Origin of the sequence: Streptomyces microflavus, assembly GCF_014650075.1 — a bacterium.
Lineage (GTDB): Bacteria > Actinomycetota > Actinomycetes > Streptomycetales > Streptomycetaceae > Streptomyces > Streptomyces microflavus.
In genome coordinates this window covers 136,270-154,131 of the sequence record NZ_BMUG01000005.1, presented here as the reverse complement: position 1 = coordinate 154,131, position 17,862 = coordinate 136,270, and the positions used below count along the sequence as shown (strand labels likewise).

18 protein-coding genes and 1 pseudogene are annotated in these 17,862 nt (G+C 71.6%); 8 read left to right on the top strand and 11 right to left on the bottom strand.

What is annotated here, in order from left to right:
- Positions 1–148: 148 nt before the first annotated feature.
- Positions 149–529 carry an ArsR/SmtB family transcription factor gene (locus tag IE264_RS16075; RefSeq protein ID WP_032754233.1) on the bottom strand — a complete coding sequence of 127 codons (381 nt, stop codon included), beginning with the start codon at positions 527–529 and terminating at the stop codon, positions 149–151.
- A 103-nt stretch (positions 530–632) separates the two neighbouring features.
- Here IE264_RS16075 and IE264_RS16070 point away from each other — a divergent pair, with 103 nt between their 5' ends.
- Both IE264_RS16070 and IE264_RS16065 read left to right on the top strand, forming a co-directional pair.
- Positions 633–2,033 (top strand): NAD(P)-binding domain-containing protein, encoded by a 1,401-nt coding sequence (locus IE264_RS16070; RefSeq protein WP_032754231.1) that lies wholly within the window; start codon positions 633–635, stop codon positions 2,031–2,033.
- A pseudogene (locus IE264_RS16065) lies at positions 2,030–2,230 on the top strand (MFS transporter); the annotation flags it as partial. The gene IE264_RS16070 and the pseudogene IE264_RS16065, both read left to right, overlap by 4 nt.
- 100 nt (positions 2,231–2,330) lie before the next feature.
- On the opposite strand, the gene IE264_RS16060 reads toward IE264_RS16065, so the two are convergent.
- The 3 genes from IE264_RS16060 to IE264_RS16050 form a co-directional block, all read right to left on the bottom strand.
- On the bottom strand, positions 2,331–3,392 hold the full coding sequence (locus tag IE264_RS16060; protein ID WP_032754224.1) for an ArsO family NAD(P)H-dependent flavin-containing monooxygenase: 1,062 nt from the start codon (positions 3,390–3,392) through the stop codon (positions 2,331–2,333).
- A 67-nt stretch (positions 3,393–3,459) separates the two neighbouring features.
- Positions 3,460–4,548: an ACR3 family arsenite efflux transporter gene (gene arsB, locus IE264_RS16055; protein WP_015606849.1), complete on the bottom strand. Its 1,089-nt coding sequence runs from the start codon at positions 4,546–4,548 to the stop codon at positions 3,460–3,462.
- A complete protein-coding gene (locus IE264_RS16050; protein ID WP_015606850.1) occupies positions 4,545–4,853 on the bottom strand; it encodes an ArsR/SmtB family transcription factor in 309 nt (102 codons plus the stop codon). Before IE264_RS16050 ends, arsB begins: the two co-directional genes overlap by 4 nt.
- Before the next feature lie 89 nt (positions 4,854–4,942).
- Here IE264_RS16050 and IE264_RS16045 point away from each other — a divergent pair, with 89 nt between their 5' ends.
- The gene (locus IE264_RS16045; RefSeq protein WP_032754221.1) at positions 4,943–5,365 is read left to right on the top strand and encodes an arsenate reductase ArsC; all 423 of its coding nucleotides are present in this window, start codon (positions 4,943–4,945) and stop codon (positions 5,363–5,365) included.
- A 75-nt stretch (positions 5,366–5,440) separates the two neighbouring features.
- Here the strand turns inward: IE264_RS16045 and IE264_RS16040 are convergent, their stop codons facing one another.
- Entirely contained in the window at positions 5,441–6,148 is a 708-nt protein-coding gene (locus IE264_RS16040; protein WP_032754218.1) for a hypothetical protein, read from the bottom strand.
- A gap of 421 nt (positions 6,149–6,569) precedes the next feature.
- Between IE264_RS16040 and dhaK the strand changes: the two genes are divergently transcribed.
- The 4 genes from dhaK (at position 6,570) to IE264_RS16020 (ending at position 9,279) form a co-directional block, all read left to right on the top strand.
- A complete protein-coding gene (dhaK, locus tag IE264_RS16035) occupies positions 6,570–7,562 on the top strand; it encodes a dihydroxyacetone kinase subunit DhaK (RefSeq protein WP_032754217.1) in 993 nt (330 codons plus the stop codon).
- A gap of 80 nt (positions 7,563–7,642) precedes the next feature.
- On the top strand, positions 7,643–8,257 hold the full coding sequence (gene dhaL / locus IE264_RS16030) for a dihydroxyacetone kinase subunit DhaL (protein ID WP_032754214.1): 615 nt from the start codon (positions 7,643–7,645) through the stop codon (positions 8,255–8,257).
- A complete protein-coding gene (locus tag IE264_RS16025; RefSeq protein ID WP_015606855.1) occupies positions 8,254–8,664 on the top strand; it encodes a PTS-dependent dihydroxyacetone kinase phosphotransferase subunit DhaM in 411 nt (136 codons plus the stop codon). The genes dhaL and IE264_RS16025 overlap by 4 nt, the downstream gene beginning before the upstream one ends.
- A gap of 111 nt (positions 8,665–8,775) precedes the next feature.
- On the top strand, positions 8,776–9,279 hold the full coding sequence (locus IE264_RS16020) for an NUDIX hydrolase (protein ID WP_032754211.1): 504 nt from the start codon (positions 8,776–8,778) through the stop codon (positions 9,277–9,279).
- On the opposite strand, the gene abc-f is transcribed toward IE264_RS16020, so the two are convergent.
- From abc-f to IE264_RS15990, 6 genes are all read right to left on the bottom strand, one after another.
- Positions 9,243–10,922 carry a ribosomal protection-like ABC-F family protein gene (gene abc-f / locus IE264_RS16015; RefSeq protein WP_032754208.1) on the bottom strand — a complete coding sequence of 560 codons (1,680 nt, stop codon included), beginning with the start codon at positions 10,920–10,922 and terminating at the stop codon, positions 9,243–9,245. The two genes, IE264_RS16020 and abc-f, sit on opposite strands and share 37 nt — an antisense overlap.
- A 330-nt stretch (positions 10,923–11,252) precedes the next feature.
- On the bottom strand, positions 11,253–12,293 hold the full coding sequence (locus IE264_RS16010; RefSeq protein ID WP_032754207.1) for an NAD(P)-dependent alcohol dehydrogenase: 1,041 nt from the start codon (positions 12,291–12,293) through the stop codon (positions 11,253–11,255).
- A 100-nt stretch (positions 12,294–12,393) separates the two neighbouring features.
- On the bottom strand, positions 12,394–13,179 hold the full coding sequence (locus IE264_RS16005) for an SDR family NAD(P)-dependent oxidoreductase (RefSeq protein WP_015606859.1): 786 nt from the start codon (positions 13,177–13,179) through the stop codon (positions 12,394–12,396).
- 90 nt (positions 13,180–13,269) lie between these two features.
- Positions 13,270–13,962 (bottom strand): TetR family transcriptional regulator, encoded by a 693-nt coding sequence (locus IE264_RS16000; RefSeq protein ID WP_032754204.1) that lies wholly within the window; start codon positions 13,960–13,962, stop codon positions 13,270–13,272.
- 77 nt (positions 13,963–14,039) lie between these two features.
- Positions 14,040–15,248 carry a PP2C family protein-serine/threonine phosphatase gene (locus IE264_RS15995; RefSeq protein ID WP_032754202.1) on the bottom strand — a complete coding sequence of 403 codons (1,209 nt, stop codon included), beginning with the start codon at positions 15,246–15,248 and terminating at the stop codon, positions 14,040–14,042.
- 249 nt (positions 15,249–15,497) lie between these two features.
- Positions 15,498–16,277, bottom strand: a complete 780-nt coding sequence (locus IE264_RS15990; RefSeq protein ID WP_373301918.1) for a GNAT family N-acetyltransferase — start codon at positions 16,275–16,277, stop codon at positions 15,498–15,500.
- 606 nt (positions 16,278–16,883) lie between these two features.
- Between IE264_RS15990 and IE264_RS15985 the strand changes: the two genes are divergently transcribed.
- Positions 16,884–17,759, top strand: a complete 876-nt coding sequence (locus tag IE264_RS15985; RefSeq protein WP_015606863.1) for an RNA polymerase sigma factor SigF — start codon at positions 16,884–16,886, stop codon at positions 17,757–17,759.
- Positions 17,760–17,862: the final 103 nt, after the last annotated feature.

The window sequence follows — 17,862 nt, the reverse complement described above, 5'->3', positions numbered from 1 at the left end:
CCCCGGGCGACGCTCCCTCTTCCCGGACACGAGCCGCTTATGCACCTGCCAAGTCCGTCAAGCTCTGCCCACCCGTCACAGGGTTCACACCAAGCTCCCGAAGCTTCGGGCGCCACAGGCTGCGGCCCCCTCCGTGGGGGGCTGGAGTTCAGCTGCCGGCGGCGGCCGGACGCAGGTCGAGCATGGCTGCCATGGCGGCCACGACGGAGGGTGCGACCCGGTAGTAGACCCAGGTACCCCGCCGCTCCGAGGTCAGGAGCCCGGCTTCCCGGAGCTTCTTCAGGTGGTGGGAGACGGTCGGCTGGGAGACGCCGACGTCCATGATGTCGCACACGCACGCTTCTCCTGCCGGGTGCGAGGCAACCTTGGAGAACAGCCGCAGCCGAACCGGGTCGGAAAGCGCCTTGAACATCGCTGCCATCCGCTTCGCGTCCGGCACGGACAGCTCCCCGGCGGTGATGGGCGGGCAGCACGGCACAACCACTTCCGGGCCCACGACGGGCAGCTCGGCAACATCATACTTCGACATGTGTCTATGTTGACACTCATCGATACCGGTGACAAGCTCTGGACATAGACAGTAATCGAAACAGCGGCCGGATCTGCCGCCTCTCCCGGAGGACATCACCGCTATGACCACAACCGCCGCGGACCTGCCGGTCGTCGTGATCGGAGCGGGCCCGGCCGGGCTCGCCGCCGCCGCCCATCTCACCCAGCGCGGCCTGCTGCCGCTCGTCCTGGAATCCGGGCCCGCCGCCGCCCACGCCGTACGGGGCTGGGCGCACGTTCGCCTCTTCTCCACCTGGGGTGAGCTCGTCGACCCGGCCGCCGAAAAGCTGCTGGCCCCCACCGGCTGGACACACCCCGCTCCGTCGTCCTACCCCTCCGGGGGAGACTGGGCCGAGCAGTACCTGCAGCCACTCGCCGACGTCCTGGGCGACCGCGTCCGCCTCGGCGCCCGCGTCACCGGCGTCTCTCGCGTCGGCCGCGACCGGATCGTGGACGCGGACCGCGATCAGCAGCCGTTCGTCGTGCACATCACCTACGCCGACGGCCGCGAGGAGCGGGTCTTCGCCCGTGCCGTCATCGACGCCTCCGGCACCTGGACCACCCCCGGCCCGGCCGGTGCCTCCGGCCTGCCCGCCCTCGGAGAGAAGGCCGCCGCCGACCGGATCACCTACCGCGTCCCCGACTTCAAGGACCCGGCCGTGCGCGCCCGGTACGCAGGCCGTCGCACCGCTGTCATCGGCGCGGGCGCCTCCGCGTTCACCGCTCTCGCCTACCTCGCCGACCTGGCCAAGTCCGAGGACGGCACGGGCACGACGGGGGTGTGGGTCCTGCGCCGAGGAATCTCCGGATCCACCTTCGGCGGCGGCGACGCCGACCAGCTCCCGGCACGCGGCGCTCTCGGCCTGGCGGCGAAGGCCGCCGTCGATGAGGGGTACGCGGACGCGGTCACCGGGTTCCGCACCGAGGCGGTCGAGCGCGACGCGGACGGCCGTCTGATCCTGGTGGGCGAGGACGGGCGCCGCCTGGACCCGGTCGACGAGGTCATCGTGCTGACCGGCTTCCGCCCCGACCTCAGCTTCCTCGACGAGCTCCGTCTCGGCCTGGACGAACGCCTCCAGGCCCCGACCGAACTGGCCCCGCTGATCGACCCCAACCAGCACTCCTGCGGCACCGTCTACCCCCACGGCCACCGCGAGCTCTCCCACCCGGAAGCCGGGATCTACCTGGTCGGCATGAAGTCCTACGGCCGCGCACCGACCTTCCTCGCCATGACCGGCTACGAACAGGTCCGCTCCGTGGCCGCCGCCCTCGCCGGCGACCTCGAAGCAGCCGACCGCACCGAACTCACCCTGCCCGAAACCGGAGTCTGCGGCGGTGCCGGGCTCTTCGACGACCCGGCCCCCAGCGACGCCGAAGGCTCCTGCGCGACGCCGGGACCCGCCCTGGTCCAGCTCGGTACCGGTAGGCCGACCGCTGTCGAACCCGAGGGCGAAGCACCGGCGGGCGGTTGCTGCGGCCCGTGACCGACCTCGGCGCCCCTGAGCGCGGGGCCGTGACCGGAGCCGGCGTCCGGCCACGGCCCCGCGCCGCGCTGCCCGCGCTGTGCGTCACGCGGATCACCGGTTGGGGCGTCGTCCACTACGCGTTCCCCGTCCTGAACCCGCAGATCACCACGGCGACCGGCCGGCCCACCGGAGCAACCACCGCGGCGTTCTCCGCCGAGACCTGGCCGAGCTGAGGCTGCGGCAGATCCAGCTCGGCCGGCTGCCACCTGCTGCGATGGTGGGAGGGATGGAAAGCGCCGGCGCAAGGCACACCGGTCAAGCGAGGCGGAGCAGTTCCGCGATCGCTGCGGCGGCTTCGCGTGCGGGACGCCCGACGCCGATGAGGGTCGCGGAGGCCGGGCCGGTCCAATCACCGTAGCCGAGGAGGTGTAGGCGCGGCTCCCCCAGCGCCCTGGTACCCGTGGTGGAGATGTGCCCGCGCGATCCCCGCAGACCGAGCGGCGCGAGGTGGGACAGCGCGGGACGGAAGCCGGTGCACCAGATGATCGTGTCTGCCTCGGCGTGGGTGCCGTCGTCCCATTCGATACCGGTGGCGGTGAGTCGGCGGAACATCGGCTGCGCTTTGAGGAGTCCGGCGTCGCGCGCCTCTCGCACGGCAGGCACGGCGACGATGTCGCCGAGCGAGGCGACGCCTCCTGTGTCGGTGCCGCCTTCGTCCAAAGCGCGACGGCGAGCGGTGGCGTGGTCGAAGAGCGCACGACCGTCGATGGCGTCGGCCAGAAACCTGGGAGACCGCTGAGTGGCCCAGATGACGTCGGTGGCATGCACGAGGTCGGCGGCGATCTGCGCTCCGGAGTTGCCGCCGCCGACGACCACGACCTTCTGCCCAGCGAGGTCGGCGGGACGGCGGTACCCGACGGTGTGGAGTTGCACGCCGGAGAATTCCGTACGCCCAGGAACCGCGGGGATGAAGGGGCGCCACCAGGCTCCGGTGGCACTGATCACCGCACGGGCACACCAGCTCCCGGCATCGGTCTCAACTCGTAGGTGAGCGCCGTCCCGGTGGACCGCTTCGACCCGGACAGGGCGGACGACCGGAAGTTCATAGCGCTTTTCGTAGTCGGTCAGATAGTCGACCACGTGCCGTGCGTCCGGATAGGTCTCTCCCGGCTGCCCCGGCATGACGCGGCCCGGCAGAGAGGAGTACGCGGCGGGAGAGAACAGGCGGAGCGAGTCCCACATGTGCTGCCAGGCGCCCCCGGGCGTCGCCTGAGCGTCCAGGACGACGAACTCCGGGCCACGGCGGCGCAGGTGATAGCCGGCAGCGAGTCCGGCCTGGCCGCCGCCGATGACGACCACATCGACGTGCCGTTTCATTGTGGGTATCCCTTTCCGACGCGGCTTCACCGTTGTGTTGAGTGGGGGCGGCCTGTGGCACACCGTTCTACTCCGTCCGCACGTCCGTGAACTTCTTGCGCCAAGCGAGCGAGACGTAAACCAGTGCGACCAGCACCGGGACTTCGATGAGCGGGCCGACGACTCCGGACAGGGCTTGGCCGGAGGTGACGCCGAAGGTGGCGATGGCGACCGCGATGGCCAGCTCGAAGTTGTTGCCGGCGGCCGTGAAGGCGAGCGTCGTCGTACGGTCGTAGTTCAGGCCGATGGCCTTGCCGAGGAAGAACGTTCCGAACCACATCACCGCGAAGTACGCGAGGAGCGGGAGTGCGATCCGGACGACGTCCAGCGGCCGCGAGGTGATGGTGGTGCCCTGGAGAGCGAAGAGGACAACGATCGTGAAGAGCAGGCCGTAGAGGGCCCAAGGGCCGATCTTCGGCAGGAACTTCGCCTCGTAGGACTCGCGGCCCATCCTCCTCTCGCCGATGCGCCGGGTCAGGAAGCCGGCGACCAGCGGGACTCCGAGGAAGATGACGACGTTCAGCGCAATCTTCCACATGGAGATGTCGAGGCTCTCGCCGTCACCGAGTCCGAGCCATCCGGGCAGCAGATCGAGGTAGAACCAGCCCAGGACGCCGAAGGCGATGACCTGGAAGACGGAGTTCAGCGCCACCAGGACGGCTGCGGCTTCACGGTCGCCGCAGGCCAGGTCGTTCCAGATGATGACCATAGCGATGCAGCGGGCCAGGCCGACGATGATCAAACCGGTGCGGTACTCGGGCAGATCCGGCAGGAAGATCCAGGCCAGCGCGAACATGAGCGCCGGGCCGAGGACCCAGTTGACGACCAGCGAGGAGACCATCAGCCTGCGGTCGCCGGTCACGGCGTCGAGGCTGTCGTAGCGAACCTTGGCAAGGACCGGATACATCATGATCAGCAGGCCCACGGCGATCGGCAGCGAAATGCCGCCGATCTCGACCTGGGCGAGCGCGTCGTTCAGCCCGGGAATCAGCCGGCCCAGCCCCAGTCCAAGGCCCATGGCCAGGAGAATCCAGGCGGCAAGGAAGCGGTCGAGCGTCGACAGCTTCGCGACGACCGACGGCTCCTCGGCGGTCTTGGGCGCTTGAGTGCGGGTCACGGACAGGCCCTCTTGTTCTCGGTGGCGGTACGGGCGGACGCGGCCAGGTCGGCGAACTGACCGGCGAGCTGAGCGATGACGTCCGGGCGGAGCCTGTAGTAGGTGAAGCGGCCGCAGGGCTCGGTCTCCACAACACCGACCTCGCGCAGAACTCTCAGATGGTTGGAGAGATTGGTCTGCCGGGCACCGGTCTCCTCGACGAGGTGGGTGGTGCACAGGGTCTCGCGGGCGAGCAGAGTCACGATCTGCAGGCGCAGGGGGTCACTCAGCACCCGCATCAGTTCAGTGTCGACTGACGTCATCATGGGCTGATACTGTCACATCAGTGGTCACTGACACCACTGGGTGCTGAAGTCATTCGTACCTGATTCACCGCAAGACAAGAGAGACTGCCGTGTCCGAGAAGCCCTCCGTCCTGTTCGTCTGCGTCCACAACGCCGGCCGCTCACAGATGGCCGCCGCATGGCTGTCGCACCTGGCCGGAGACCGTATCGAGGTCCGCTCCGCCGGCTCCGCCCCAGCTGACCAGGTCAACCCGGCAGCCGTCATGGCCATGCGCGAGGCCGGTATCGACATCACCGCCGAGACGCCCAAGGTCCTCACCATCGACGCAGTCGAGGCATCCGACGTCTGCATCACCATGGGCTGCGGCGACACCTGCCCGGTCTTCCCCGGCAAGCGCTACATCGACTGGCCGTTGGAGGACCCTTCGGGCCGGGACATCGAGGCAGTACGCCCGATCCGCGACGAGATCAAGAAGCTGGTCGAGAACCTGATCGAGGAGATCGCACCCACGAACCCGAAGCGGACCGTGTGAGCCGAATCCGTGAGGTCGTCATCACCGGATCCGGCCCCGCAAGTTACACCGACGCCACAGAAACTGAGCCAGTGCTCAGGACTCACTCGCTTGTCGAGGTTCAACAACGGCCCGCTCCGGTGGCCTCTCGGTGAAGCGCAGCCATGCGCTCAGAGCCGCCTGCAATTCGATCACCGCGTGCCGGTCGAGGGTCTCTCCCGTACTGCCGACCCGTAGCCGCACTCCCTCATCCGTGACAGTCCAGCCGACCGGCAGTCGCTGCGGGGAGCTGATGGCGGAGCCATGCGCGAGGGTGCGGAGCATGGCTTCGACGCGCGGTGGGAGCGGCTGCGCGCGGGGAGTCCATGAGACGTTCGCGGACCGGGTGGGCAGGCCGAGGGTGGCGCGGAACGCGCCGATCGCGGTGTCGAGTGGTTGAGGTGTGTTCGGAGCGGCCCCGATGAATGCCTGGATCAACTCTCGGTGGGGCACCTCGGGGAAGGGCGGGTGCTCCTCCACATCGAGGCGCACGACGGCCGGTGGGACGAGAGCCCGGGAGTAACCCTTCTTCGTGTAACCGACGTGGTGCTCGCGGAGTCCGGCGATGGGGCGAGCCAGCGGGTGCTCTCCTTCGAAGAGGGTGCGGCTGTACAGCACACGTGACGGCTCCGGCTTGGACAGCCTCGGCAGCCTCCCGTACGTGCCATGAGCGCGGTGCAGGACTCCGGACTCGGTCACGAGAACCGTCACTTGCCGGCTGCTCGCGTCGTTGCCCAGCCGAAACCCCACGACCAGTGTCGTCACCAGCTTGGCCTCCCTCCGACACCGCTGCCACGCTAGCGAGTACGGATTGCCCCCGGAGCCGATTCCCACGGATTCACCCGGAACCCGACACCCCAACGGCCTGCCCGACGGATGGCACGCAACAGTGCCGCAAGGGACGCACTTGAGGCGCCTCACCTGCTACTGGCAGTCGAGACTTACGGATGAATGTCTGCACCGACAGCCGTAACGTCGGGACTCTCGCCGGCAACCTTCACCGAAGCCTCACGAGGCATAGGGGACGGCCGGTCAGGGAACTCAGCAACAGGTCAGTCAGCATCAGCACCGCCGGAGGGCGCTTCCAGGCTCCAGGGACCGACAAGATCAATATCTAGCCACACCTCGTCCCACCAGGCAAAACGCCGGTCGCGAGGCCCTTTGCCAAGATCACTAGGAGACAGACGTGAAAATGCTCATCAACGTCCCTGAGACCGTGGTCGCCGACGCCCTGCGGGGTATGGCCGCCGCGCACCCGGAGCTGACCGTCGATGTGGAGAACCGGGTCGTCGTGCGCCGGGACGCCCCGGTGGCCGGGAAGGTGGGGCTCGTCTCGGGGGGCGGGTCGGGGCACGAGCCGTTGCACGCCGGGTTCGTCGGGCCCGGGATGCTGTCGGCCGCCTGTCCGGGGGAGGTGTTCACCTCGCCGGTGCCGGACCAGATGGTGCGGGCGGCGGCAGCGGTGGACAGCGGGGCCGGGGTGCTGTTCGTCGTCAAGAACTACACCGGTGACGTGCTGAACTTCGAGATGGCCGCCGAACTCGCCGAGGACGAGGGCATCCAGGTCGCCCAGGTCGTCGTGGACGACGACGTGGCCGTGAGCGACAGCACCTTCACGGCCGGGCGGCGCGGTACGGGCGCGACGCTCTTCGTCGAGAAGATCGCCGGGGCCGCCGCGGACGAGGGCGCGCCCCTGGACCGGGTGGTCTCGGTGGCCCGGCAGGTGAACGGGTCCTCACGGAGCTTCGGGGTGGCCCTCAGCTCGGTGACCACTCCGGCGAAGGGCAGCCCCACCTTCGATCTGCCCGCCGGTGAGCTGGAGTTGGGCATCGGCATCCATGGCGAGCCGGGACGGGAGCGGCGGTCGATGATGACCTCGGGCGAGATCGCGGACTTCGCCGTGCACGCGGTGCTGGAGGACCTCCGGCCCACCGGTCCAGTACTGGCGCTGGTGAACGGGATGGGGGCGACACCGCTGCTGGAGCTGTACGGATTCAATGCCGAGGTCCAGCGGGTCCTGTCCGAGCGGGGTGTTCCGGTGGCTCGTACGCTCGTGGGGAACTACGTGACCTCGCTCGAGATGGCAGGCTGCTCGGTGACGCTGTGCCAGGTCGACGAGGAGTTGTTGCGGCTGTGGGACGCACCCGTGGAGACGCCCGCGCTGCGCTGGGGCCGTTGACGCTCCGCCGAGGCTGTACGGACCGTGCCGACCGTACTCGTACGAACCGTGCCGGACAGGCCCGGGGAACAGGAGATCATGTGCTCGACGCCGACTTCTTCCGCCGCTGGATGGCGGCCACCGCGGCCGCCGTGGACCGTGAGGCGGACCAACTGACCGAGCTGGACTCGGCGATCGGGGACGCCGATCACGGCAGCAACCTCCAGCGCGGTTTCACGGCGGTGGCGGCCGTGGTGGAGAAGGACGCGCCCGCGACTCCGGGTGCGGTACTGACCCTGGCGGGGCGGCAGCTGATCTCCACCGTCGGCGGGGCGTCCGGGCCGTTGTACGGGACGCTGCTGCGCCGGACGGGCAAGGCGCTCGGCGAGGACGCCGAGGTGACCCAGGACCAGCTCGCCCAGGCGTTCGCCGCGGGCGTCGCCGCCGTGGGGCAGCTCGGCGGGGCGCAGGCCGGGGACAAGACGATGCTCGACGCGCTGCTGCCGGCGGCGGAGGCGCTGGCCCTGTCGTTCCGGGGGGCCGCGGACGCGGCCCGCGCGGGCGCCGAGGCGACGGTCCCGTTGCTGGCGCGCAAGGGGCGGGCCAGTTATCTCGGCGAGCGCAGCATCGGGCACCAGGACCCGGGCGCGACATCGGCGGCCCTGCTGGTCGAGGCGCTGGCCGGGACCGCGCAGGACGGGGGTGCTGAGGCATGAGCGACGAGCCGCAGGTGGGCATCGTGCTGGTCTCGCACAGCGGTCCGGTCGCGGAATCGGTCGCCGAGCTGGCCCGGGGCCTCGCCGCCGGGGGCGTGACGGCCCCCGTCGCGGCGGCGGGAGGGCTGCCGAACGGCGGGCTGGGCACCAGCGCCGAGCTGATCGGCCGGGCCGCCGCATCGGTGGACCGGGGCGCCGGGGTCGCGGTCCTCGTCGATCTGGGGAGCGCGGTCCTCACGGTGAAGGCGATGCTCGCCGAGGGCGACGAACTGCCGGAGAACACGCGGCTGGTCGACGCGCCGTTCGTGGAGGGCGCGGTCGCCGCCGTGGTGACCGCGTCGTCGGGCGGGGACATCGGGGCGGTGGAGGCGGCGGCCTCGGAGGCTTACGGCTACCGCAAGACGTAGGCAGTCGCGCTGTACGGGGAAGGGGACGGAGTCGCACGGGCTCCGTCCCCTTCCCCGTGTGTAACGCCCGTCGGTTGGCGTACCGCCCACCCTGATTGCAGACTTGGCGACATGTCGGCAGGCAAACGCAGTGCGGGGCTTCTCCTCTTCCGGACCACGGGCACCGGGGGTGAGCGGGATGTCGAGGTGCTGATCGGGCACATGGGCGGGCCGTTCTGGGCGGGGCGCGAGTCCGCCGCCTGGTCGGTCCCGAAGGGTGAGTACGGCCCCGACGAGGAACCGGCGGCTGCCGCGCGGCGGGAGTTCGAGGAGGAGCTGGGGGTGCCGGTGCCGGACGAGGTCTGGCTGCCGCTCGGCGAAGCGCGCCAGCGCAGCGGCAAGACGGTGACCGTGTGGGCGGTGGAGGCGGAGCTCGATGTGGCGTCCGTGGTGCCGGGGACGTTCACGATGGAGTGGCCGCGCGGCTCCGGCGTACAGCAGGAGTTCCCGGAGATGGACCGGTTCGCCTGGTGCACGCCGGAGCAGGCCGCCGAGCGGCTGATCGCGGGCCAGCGCGTCTTCGTGCAGCGGCTGCGCGCTCAGGTACGCGGGGAGGCCGCCTCCCCGGAGGCGTAGGCCGGTTCCGGGTGTGCGACAGGGCGGCCGGCCCTTAGTTCCAGTACGTCACCGGTGAAGCGGGCCCGGAAGCTGCGGTCGTGCGACACGACGACGACGGCTCCCGGGTACCGCGCGAGCGCCGCCTCCACCTCCTCGACCAGGATCGGCGCGATGTGGTTCGTCGGCTCGTCCAGCACCAGCAGATCGGCCGGCCGCGTCACCAGCCGGGCCAGGGCGAGCCTGCGCTGCTGCCCGATGGAGAGGGACGCGACGGGCACACCGAGGTCCTCGGGGCGGAACAGGCCGAGGTCGAGGAGCTCGTCCGCGTACTCGTCCGGGAAGCCGGGGCGCCCCGCCGCGAAGGTGGCGAGCAGGGTGCGCCGGGTCGGCCGGGCGGGCAGCTCCTGCGGGAGGTGGCCGACCCGGGCGCGGCGGCGGACCGTCCCGGTGTCGGGGGCCAGCTCCCCGGCGAGGACCCGCAGGAGGGTGGTCTTCCCGGCCCCGTTGTCCCCGGTGACCAGCAGACGGGCCCCGGGCTCCACGCGCAGGGCGGGGAGGTGGAGCCGGTCCCCCACGGAGACGTCCTCCAACTCCACCAGGAAGCCGGACGGTGTCTCCCCCGCGAGGGCCGGGCGGCCGGTGAAGGCGAGCGGCTCGGGCGGGGCGGGTACGGGGGTCCGGCGCAGCGCTTCCAGCCGGGTGCGCGCCACCCTGACCTGGCCGGAGAGTTTGGCCTCGTGGGAGCGGCGGTGCTTGCCGAACCCCTGCTTCGGGTCCCTCCCGGTGGCCGCGAGCCGCTGCCCGGCGGCGTCCACCAGTTCCTCGGTGCGGGCCAGGTCGCTCAGGTACTCCTGGTGCTCCTGGGCCCAGCGGCGGCGGGCTGCCGCCTTCGCCGTGCGGTAGCCGTCCCAGCCGTCCCCGTACCGGGTGACCGTGCGCAGGTCGCGGTCGACCTCCAGGATCACGGAGGTGACCCGCTCCAGGAACGCCCGGTCGTGGGTGATGGCGACGACGGTGCCACGGTGGGCGCGCAGGTGGTCCTCCAGCCAGTTCACCGCCCGTACGTCGAGGTGGTTGGTCGGCTCGTCCAGGAGCAGCAGTTCGGGGGCGGCCGCCAGTACGCAGGCCAGGGCGAGGCGGGACTGCTCGCCGCCGGAGAGGGTGGCGAGCGCGCGGTCGCGGGTGAGGTGGGCGAGGCCCAGGCCGTGGAGGGCCGCTTCGGTACGGGCGTCGGCGCGGTAGCCGTCGCGCTCCTCGTAGGCGGTGAGGAGGTCTCCGTACGCGGCGAGTTCCGCGTCCGTGGGCTCACCGCCCGCCGAGAGTGACTCCTCCGCCTCGCGGATGGCCACCTCCAGAGCGCGGAGTTCGGCCAGGGCCGCGTCGACGGCGTCCTGCACGGTGTCGGCCGGATCGAGGGCGAGGGTCTGGGCGAGGTAGCCGGTGGAGCCGGGGAAGCGGACGGTGATCTCGCCGCTGTCCGGCCGCTCGGCCCCGGCCAGCAGCCGGAGCAGGGTGGACTTCCCGGAGCCGTTCTCCCCGATCACGGCGGCCTTCTCGCCGGGGCGGACGGTGAGCGTCACCTGGTCGAGTACGGAGCGGTCGCCGTACGCCTTGGAGACGTCCTTCATGGTCAGTTGGGCGCGGTCGCGCTGGGGGTGCATGGGTGCCTTTTCCCTGATTCCTGGGTGTCGGCCCGCGGCGGCGCGTGCGGGGACGCGCGGGGGCGGGGCGTGACACGTGGGTGTCCGGACGGCGGAGGGACAGCGGCACACCGGGGGCGGATACGCCCGAACCCCGCCCGGTGCGGTCACGGGCGGTGCTCGGCGGTCGGCCGGTGGGCCTCAGCCGGTGACGTCAGACGTCGTGCGGCGGCTGTCCGGGCCGGGAATCAGCGGAAGTAGTAGTACGAACGCATGGCATCAAGTGTAACGGTGGGCCGGGGGCGGGGCCGGTGATTTTTCACCGGCCCCGCCTCGGCGTGCGGCCGCAGGTCAGCCGTTCGGCAGGATCACCGCGCGGCCGTTGACCTTGCCGTCGTGCAGCCGCTCGTAGGCGAGCGGCGCCTCATCGATGGAGTACGTCTCCACGTGGACATCGACGGCTCCCGCGTGGGCCAGGTCCAGGACCTCGGCGAGCTCCTTGCGCGAGCCCCAGTAGGGGGCGCTGACGCTGGTGCCGTACGGAAGTGTTCCGAAGCCGACGGGGAGCGCGCCGCCGCCGATGCCGACGATCGTGACGTCGCCGTCGACCCGGGCGACGGCACCGGCGGTCTCCACGGTGGGCGGGGCGCCGACGAAGTCCAGCACGACGTGCGCGCCGAGTCCCCCGGTCAGTTCCATGACGCGGGCCGCCGCCTTCTCGTCGGAGAGGACGGCCTCGTGCGCCCCGACGGCCCTGGCCAGGTCCAGCTTCTCCTCGGTGACGTCGAGCGCGATGACCCGCGCGGCCGTCATGGCGCGCAGGAGCTGGATCGCGACATGGCCGAGGCCACCGGTGCCGATGACGACGGCCGTCGCGCCGGGCACGAGCTTCGGCAACGAGCGCTTGATCGCGTGGTACGGGGTGAGCCCGGCGTCCGTGAGCGACACCGTCTTCACCGGGTCCAGGTCGCCGATCGGCACGAGGTGGCGCGGGTCGTCGACGATCATGTACTCGGCCATGGCTCCGGGGGCGCCGAGTCCGGGCGGCATGATGCCGAGCTCCTTGGCGCGCAGGCAGTAGTTCTCCTTGCCCTCGGCGCAGTTCACGCAGATGCCGCAGCCCCAGGGCCCGTACACCGCGACGGAGTCGCCCGCGGAGAGGCCGTGCACGCCGTCACCGAGGGCGGCGACCGTGCCGACGCCCTCGTGGCCGAGGGTGAGGGGCAGCGGGAAGGGGATCTGGTCGGCGGGCCAGCTCATCACCGCGATGTCGGAGTGGCAGACACCGGCGGCGGTGACCTTCAGCAGGACCTGGCCGGGGCCGGGCTCGGGGTCCGGCACGGTGACGACCTCGGGGGCTTCACCGACGGCCCGGTACTGGACGGCTTTCATGGGTCTCCTCGCTTCTTCTCTGCCTTGTTCTTGCGTCGGCCCCCGTGGTCCCGCATGTCCTTTGTCGCCCGTGGCTCCCCCGCCCGCCACCCGGGCGCCGTTACGGGGCGGAGTAGCCGCCGTCCACCAGGTGGTAGCTGCCGTGGATGAAGGAGGCCTTGTCGGAGAGGAGGAAGACCGTGAGTTCGGCGACCTCCTCCGCGGTGCCGAGGCGCCCGGCCGGGTGCAGGGAGATCAGGTGCTCGCGGGCCTGGGTATCGGCGGTCCGCAGGAGCGGGGTGTCGATGAAGCCGGGGCCCACCGCGTTGATCCGGACGTTCTGCGCGGCGTATTCGAGCGCGGCGGTCTTGGTGAGGCCGACGACCCCGTGCTTGGCGGCGACATAGGCGGGCGAGCCCGCGAAGCCGTTGGTGCCGAGGATGGAGGACATGTTGACGACGGCTCCGCCGCCCGACGCGACGATGGCGGGCAGCTCGTGGCGCAGGGAGTAGAAGACGCCGCTGAGGTTGGTGGCGACGACGCGGTCCCAGTCCTCGACGGGGTACGCGCCGGTGGGCGCGGCGGGACCGGCGATGCCGGCGTTGTTCACGGCCAGGTGGAGGGCGCCGAAGGTCTCCACGGTGAACCGCACACCGGCTTCGACGGAGGCCGGGTCGGTCACGTCCATGGCTACGGCGGCCGCCCGCGCGCCGGTGCTCTCCAGCTGGGCGGCGGCCTTGCGGGCGTTCTCCTCGTCGTGGTCGGCGACGACGACGGCCGCGCCGGCCGTGGCGAGCAGCCGGGCGACGGCGAGGCCGATGCCGGAGGCGCCGCCGGTGACGAGGGCGGTGCGGCCGGCGAACTCGGCCGAGGGGGTGGTGGGGGTGGCGGGCGTGGTGGTGCTCATGAGGGTGCCTCTTCTGCTGTGTGTCTTCTGTGGTGCTGTGCGGGTCCCCTGTCCTCCGGGGTGCCCTGGGGCGTGTCCGCCGGACACGTCCTAGGTGCTGTCGCGCCGGTCCCGGCCGGGCCCCGTGAGCAGGTCCGCCGACAGGGCGTCGAAAGCCTCGGTGACCAGCTCGGGCAGGGCCTCCGGGCGGCCCCCGCGCACCCAGGCGGCCTGGGCCGCGAGCAGGGCGCCCGCCCCCGCCGCCACGGTCACGGCGGGGCGGATGTCGGTGCGCGGGTCGGTCCCGAGCCGGTCGGCGACGATGGCGACCGAGTCCTCCTGGGCGTCCACCCGGATGTGGTGGAAGGCCGCGTAGAGGGTCGGCTCCTCCTCGGCGACGACCAGCAGGTCGAAGATCCGGGGGCGGCGGTGCCAGGGCTCCGCTTCGGGGTCGGCGAGCCAGTCGAGGACGGCGCGCCGGTAGGCGAGGAGCGGGGGCTCCTCGGCCGGGCGGGCCCGCAGCGCCTCGTTGATCCGGTCGCCGTCGCCGCGCAGGGAGTCGAGGGCGGCGGCTTCCTTGCTCGCGAAGTACCGACTGAACGTGCGGCGGTCGACGTCCGCGGCCTCGGCGATCTCCTCGACCGTGACGTACCGCAGTCCCCGGTCGAGCACCAGCTCGAAGGCGGCCTGCGCCAGCGTGTCGCGGGTGCGGCGGGCCTTCCGGCTGCGCCGCTCCGGTGTCCTGCGTTCCGGCGCCCCGCTCTCCGGCGTCTTCCGCTCCGGGACCTTCTCTTCCGGGCTCATACCTGCACCGTACACCCGAAAATGTCCCCATGCGACATTCGTCTCATGGGGACATACGAGGGCTCGTGCGCGGCCGCTCAGTCGCTCACGGCACCCGCGACCGGCCGGACTTCTTCGGCGGCGGCCGTCGGCCGCGGCCTGCCTGCGCCGGGCGCCCGGCGCAGGGCCAGCGCCGCGACGTCGTCGCGCCTGATGCCTCCGGTGAACTTCTCCAGGTCGACGTGGAGCGCGTCCAGCAGCTCGCGCGGGCCGTGCCCGGCCCAGTCGCCCAGCCGCTGGTCGAACGGGTAGAAGTCGCGGGCGGCGTCACGGGCCTCGGTCACCCCGTCGGTGACGACGAGGAGCGTGGCCTCCGGCGGGAGGGCGAACGACTCCTCCGCACGGCTCTCACGGCTCAGACCGGCGAGACCGAGGGGTACGGAGGTCCGGTCGAGCGGGACCGCCGATGACCGGCCCTGGTGCAGCAGCCGCGGCGGCAGGTGGCCGCAGTTCACCGCCTGCACATCGCCCCCCTCGTCGAACCCGAGGATGAGCGCGGTCACGAAGCGCTCCGCCTCGCCGGTCTGGGCGGAGAAGACGTTGTGCCGGACGACGGCGTCCTCCAGGGCCTCCACGACCCCGGTGAGCGTCGGCTCACGGACCGCCGCCTCGCGGAACGCGGCAATCGCGGCGAACCCGGCCCCGATGGCCGGGAGCCCCTTGCCCTGGACGTCCCCGATGATCACGCGGGTGCCGTACGGCGACTGGACGACCTCGTAGATGTCACCGCCGACGAAGCGGTCCTCCTCGATCGGCTCGTAGAGCCCGTACGCGAAGACCTGGTCGGTGACGACGGGCAGGGGGCGCAGGATCTGGCGCTGCAGGGCGACGGCGGCGGAGCGGAGCCGGGCCATCTCCGTGGCGTGCCGGATCCGGGCCGCGCAGGCGGCGACGCCGAGGGCGCAGGCCAGCACGGTGAAGCCGATGCCGAACACGAAGTCCCAGAAGGTGCCGTCGCCGCCGAGGCCGGAGCCGACGACGACCACCGTGATCCACACCGCCACCCAGACCGTCTGGCGGAGGGTGCAGAAGACGGAGGCCAGGGCCGGGACGACCACCAGCAGGGGGATGACCCGCAGATCGTCGCCCGTGGCCAGGTCGAGGAGGACGACGAGCGTGCTCAGCAGTGCCAGCCCGACGGCCAGTACCCAGCTCCTGATCCGGCCCGTGGCGGCCGTCGCGCCCGCCTCCGTACCCGGCAGGACCCTTGTCCGGCCTTGTGCCCTGCGCCCTTTCCCCAGGGACACGCCCTCTCCTCCCGTTCACTGCTCGGTGCCGTCCGCGGTTCGGACGTTCCCTTCCAGTTGACCGGGATCCGGGCCGGGGCGCAAAAGGCGTAGGGCCCGGAGGCAGTGCCGAAGGTCCCGCGGCGGGACGTCCGGCCCGGGACCTCCGGCACCCGGGGTGGCTGCCCCGGCCCCGGGGCAGGTGGCGGGAGCCGGAGGGCCGGGAGCCGGTGCCGGGAGCCGGTGGCCCCACCCGCCGGCCGGCCCGGGTCACCGCGGGGCGGGCCTGCGGGTTCCGTCGGCGGGCGGGAGCGTCACCGGGGCCAGGGCGGCGAGGAACTCGGGGCGGGCGCGGAGCTGGAAGCCGAGCGATTCGTAGAGCCGGATCGCCACCGTGTTGGCGGCGGAGGTGTGCAGGAACGGGGTCTCGCCGCGCTCACGGATCCCGTACGCGACCGCCCGGACCAGTCGGCTCGCCAGCCCCTGCCCCCGTACGGACTCGTCAGTGCAGACCCCGCTGATCTCGGTCCACCCCGGCGGGTGCAGCCGCTCCCCCGCCATCGCCACCAGGGCCCCGCCCCGGCGGATGCCCAGATAGGTGCCGAGTTCCACCGTGCGCGGCAGGAAGGGGCCGGGGCGGGTGCGCGCCACCAGGTCCAGCATCTCCGGCACGTCCGCCGGGCCGAGCCGTACGGCTTCCGGTTCGGGCTCCGGGACCACCGAGACATCGACGAGCTGGACACCGGCTATCCGGTGGAGGATCTCCCAGCCCTTCGGCGGCTCCACCCGCAGCGTGTTCATGCTGATGGTTCCGCCCGGACCGGCGAGCGCCGCCAGATCGGCCCAGTCCTGCGCGTCCGGGACGTCGGAGTGAGCGGTCCAGGGAGTGACGTCGACGGGGTAGCGCAGGATCCGGCCACGGCGCTCGGCGAAGTGGCGGTGCGGGCCCGTGAGCGAGGACAGGGCGGGGTTGTCCAGCGGGTGGGGTGTCCCGGGATCGGCCACGGGGTCGGCCGCCGACTGCAGGGTGATGGGGTCGAGGGTGCTCACCGGCTCACCCCGGCGATCGGATCGGGCCGTTCGGCTCCGCCCCGTGCCGCCCCTCCGCGGCACTCTTCGTACGCGTACGGCTTGCGCATGCTCTCCCTCGTTCCGGTCCATCGCGCGGTTCCTCCGGGCGGGCACCCCGGTGCCCTGGCGCCGCGCGCCCGCCAACCGCGAAAAGCCGATGCGCGCAGGGCGTATTCCGGGGCGGGGAACTGTTCACGATGCCGCAATCAACCGGGGTGCCCGGCAGGCCCCGCGGCGCCGGACGGAGACGTTCCGGAGCACGGCGGGGACCGGCGTGCGCCCTCGTGGGCGAGCGACGAATTCGACTCATCCCTCGGCCAATACGCGCCGGTCCGGTCCCAACTGCCCGTCGGCTGTGGCACTCTGGTGGCGACCGCCCCACCGGGCTCCCCCGTACCGGTGGGGCGGTTCTGTGCGCCCCCTGTGGCTCGGCCCGTCCCATGACGCCGTTTCAGAGCCGAACCCTGTCTGTTTTCGGCCGACTCGCCCCACCTGGCCAGATCAAATTCCTCCAGCACGCATGAGGTCCGGGCGGCCGGGCAGGCGAGTAGACCTCACGGCCTACGACCACGGGAGGGTGACGAGATGACGGCGCACACCGCGCAGAGCACCGGTACGGAGCAGCGGACGAGCACCACGGAGGACCTCCCGTGGATCGAGGACGCCGGCAAGGTCGCCCCCATGGACGCGCGCCGGCTGTCGCGGCTCTTCTTCGACCGTCTCCAGGTCCTGGAGGAGGGCACGCACGAGTACCAGTACGCGCGCAACACCCTCATCGAGATGAACCTGTCGCTGGTCCGGTTCGCCGCCAACCGCTTCCGCAACCGGGGCAGCGGCGACATGGAGGACATCATCCAGGTCGGCACGATCGGGCTGATCAAGGCGATCGACCGCTTCGACCTGTCGCGGGAGGTCGAGTTCACCTCCTTCGCCGTCCCGTACATCGTCGGTGAGATCAAGCGGTTCTTCCGGGACACCAGCTGGGCCGTCCATGTGCCCCGGCGCCTCCAGGAGCTGCGGGTCGACATCGCCAAGGCCAAGGAAACCCTGGCGGGCGACCTCGACCGGGACCCCACGGTCCAGGAACTGGCCGAGTACCTGGGGATGGAGGAGGCGGAGATCACCGAGGGCATAGTCGCCTCCAACGGCTACACCGCGGGCTCCCTGGACATGCCGACCGACTCCGCGGAATCCGGTCCTCAGAACACCGGCGGACGGACCTTCGCCGATGTCCTGGGCGGGCCGGACCCCGCCATGGAGACCGTGGAGAACCTGCACACCCTCGCACCGCTGCTGGGCGAGCTGGACGAGCGGGAGCGCCTGATCATCGACATGCGGTTCGGCCAGGAGCTGACGCAGGCCCAGATCGGTGCGGAGCTCGGGATCTCCCAGATGCATGTCTCCCGGCTGCTGAGCCGGATGCTGGGCAAGCTGCGCAGCGGGATGCTCACCCAGGAGTGAACCCCGCTCACCCGGGAGTCTCGCCCCACACCGTCGAATCACCCCTCGGCACACAAGCACGGCGGCAACGCAAAGGCCGGTCCGGATCCCCGGACCGGCCTTT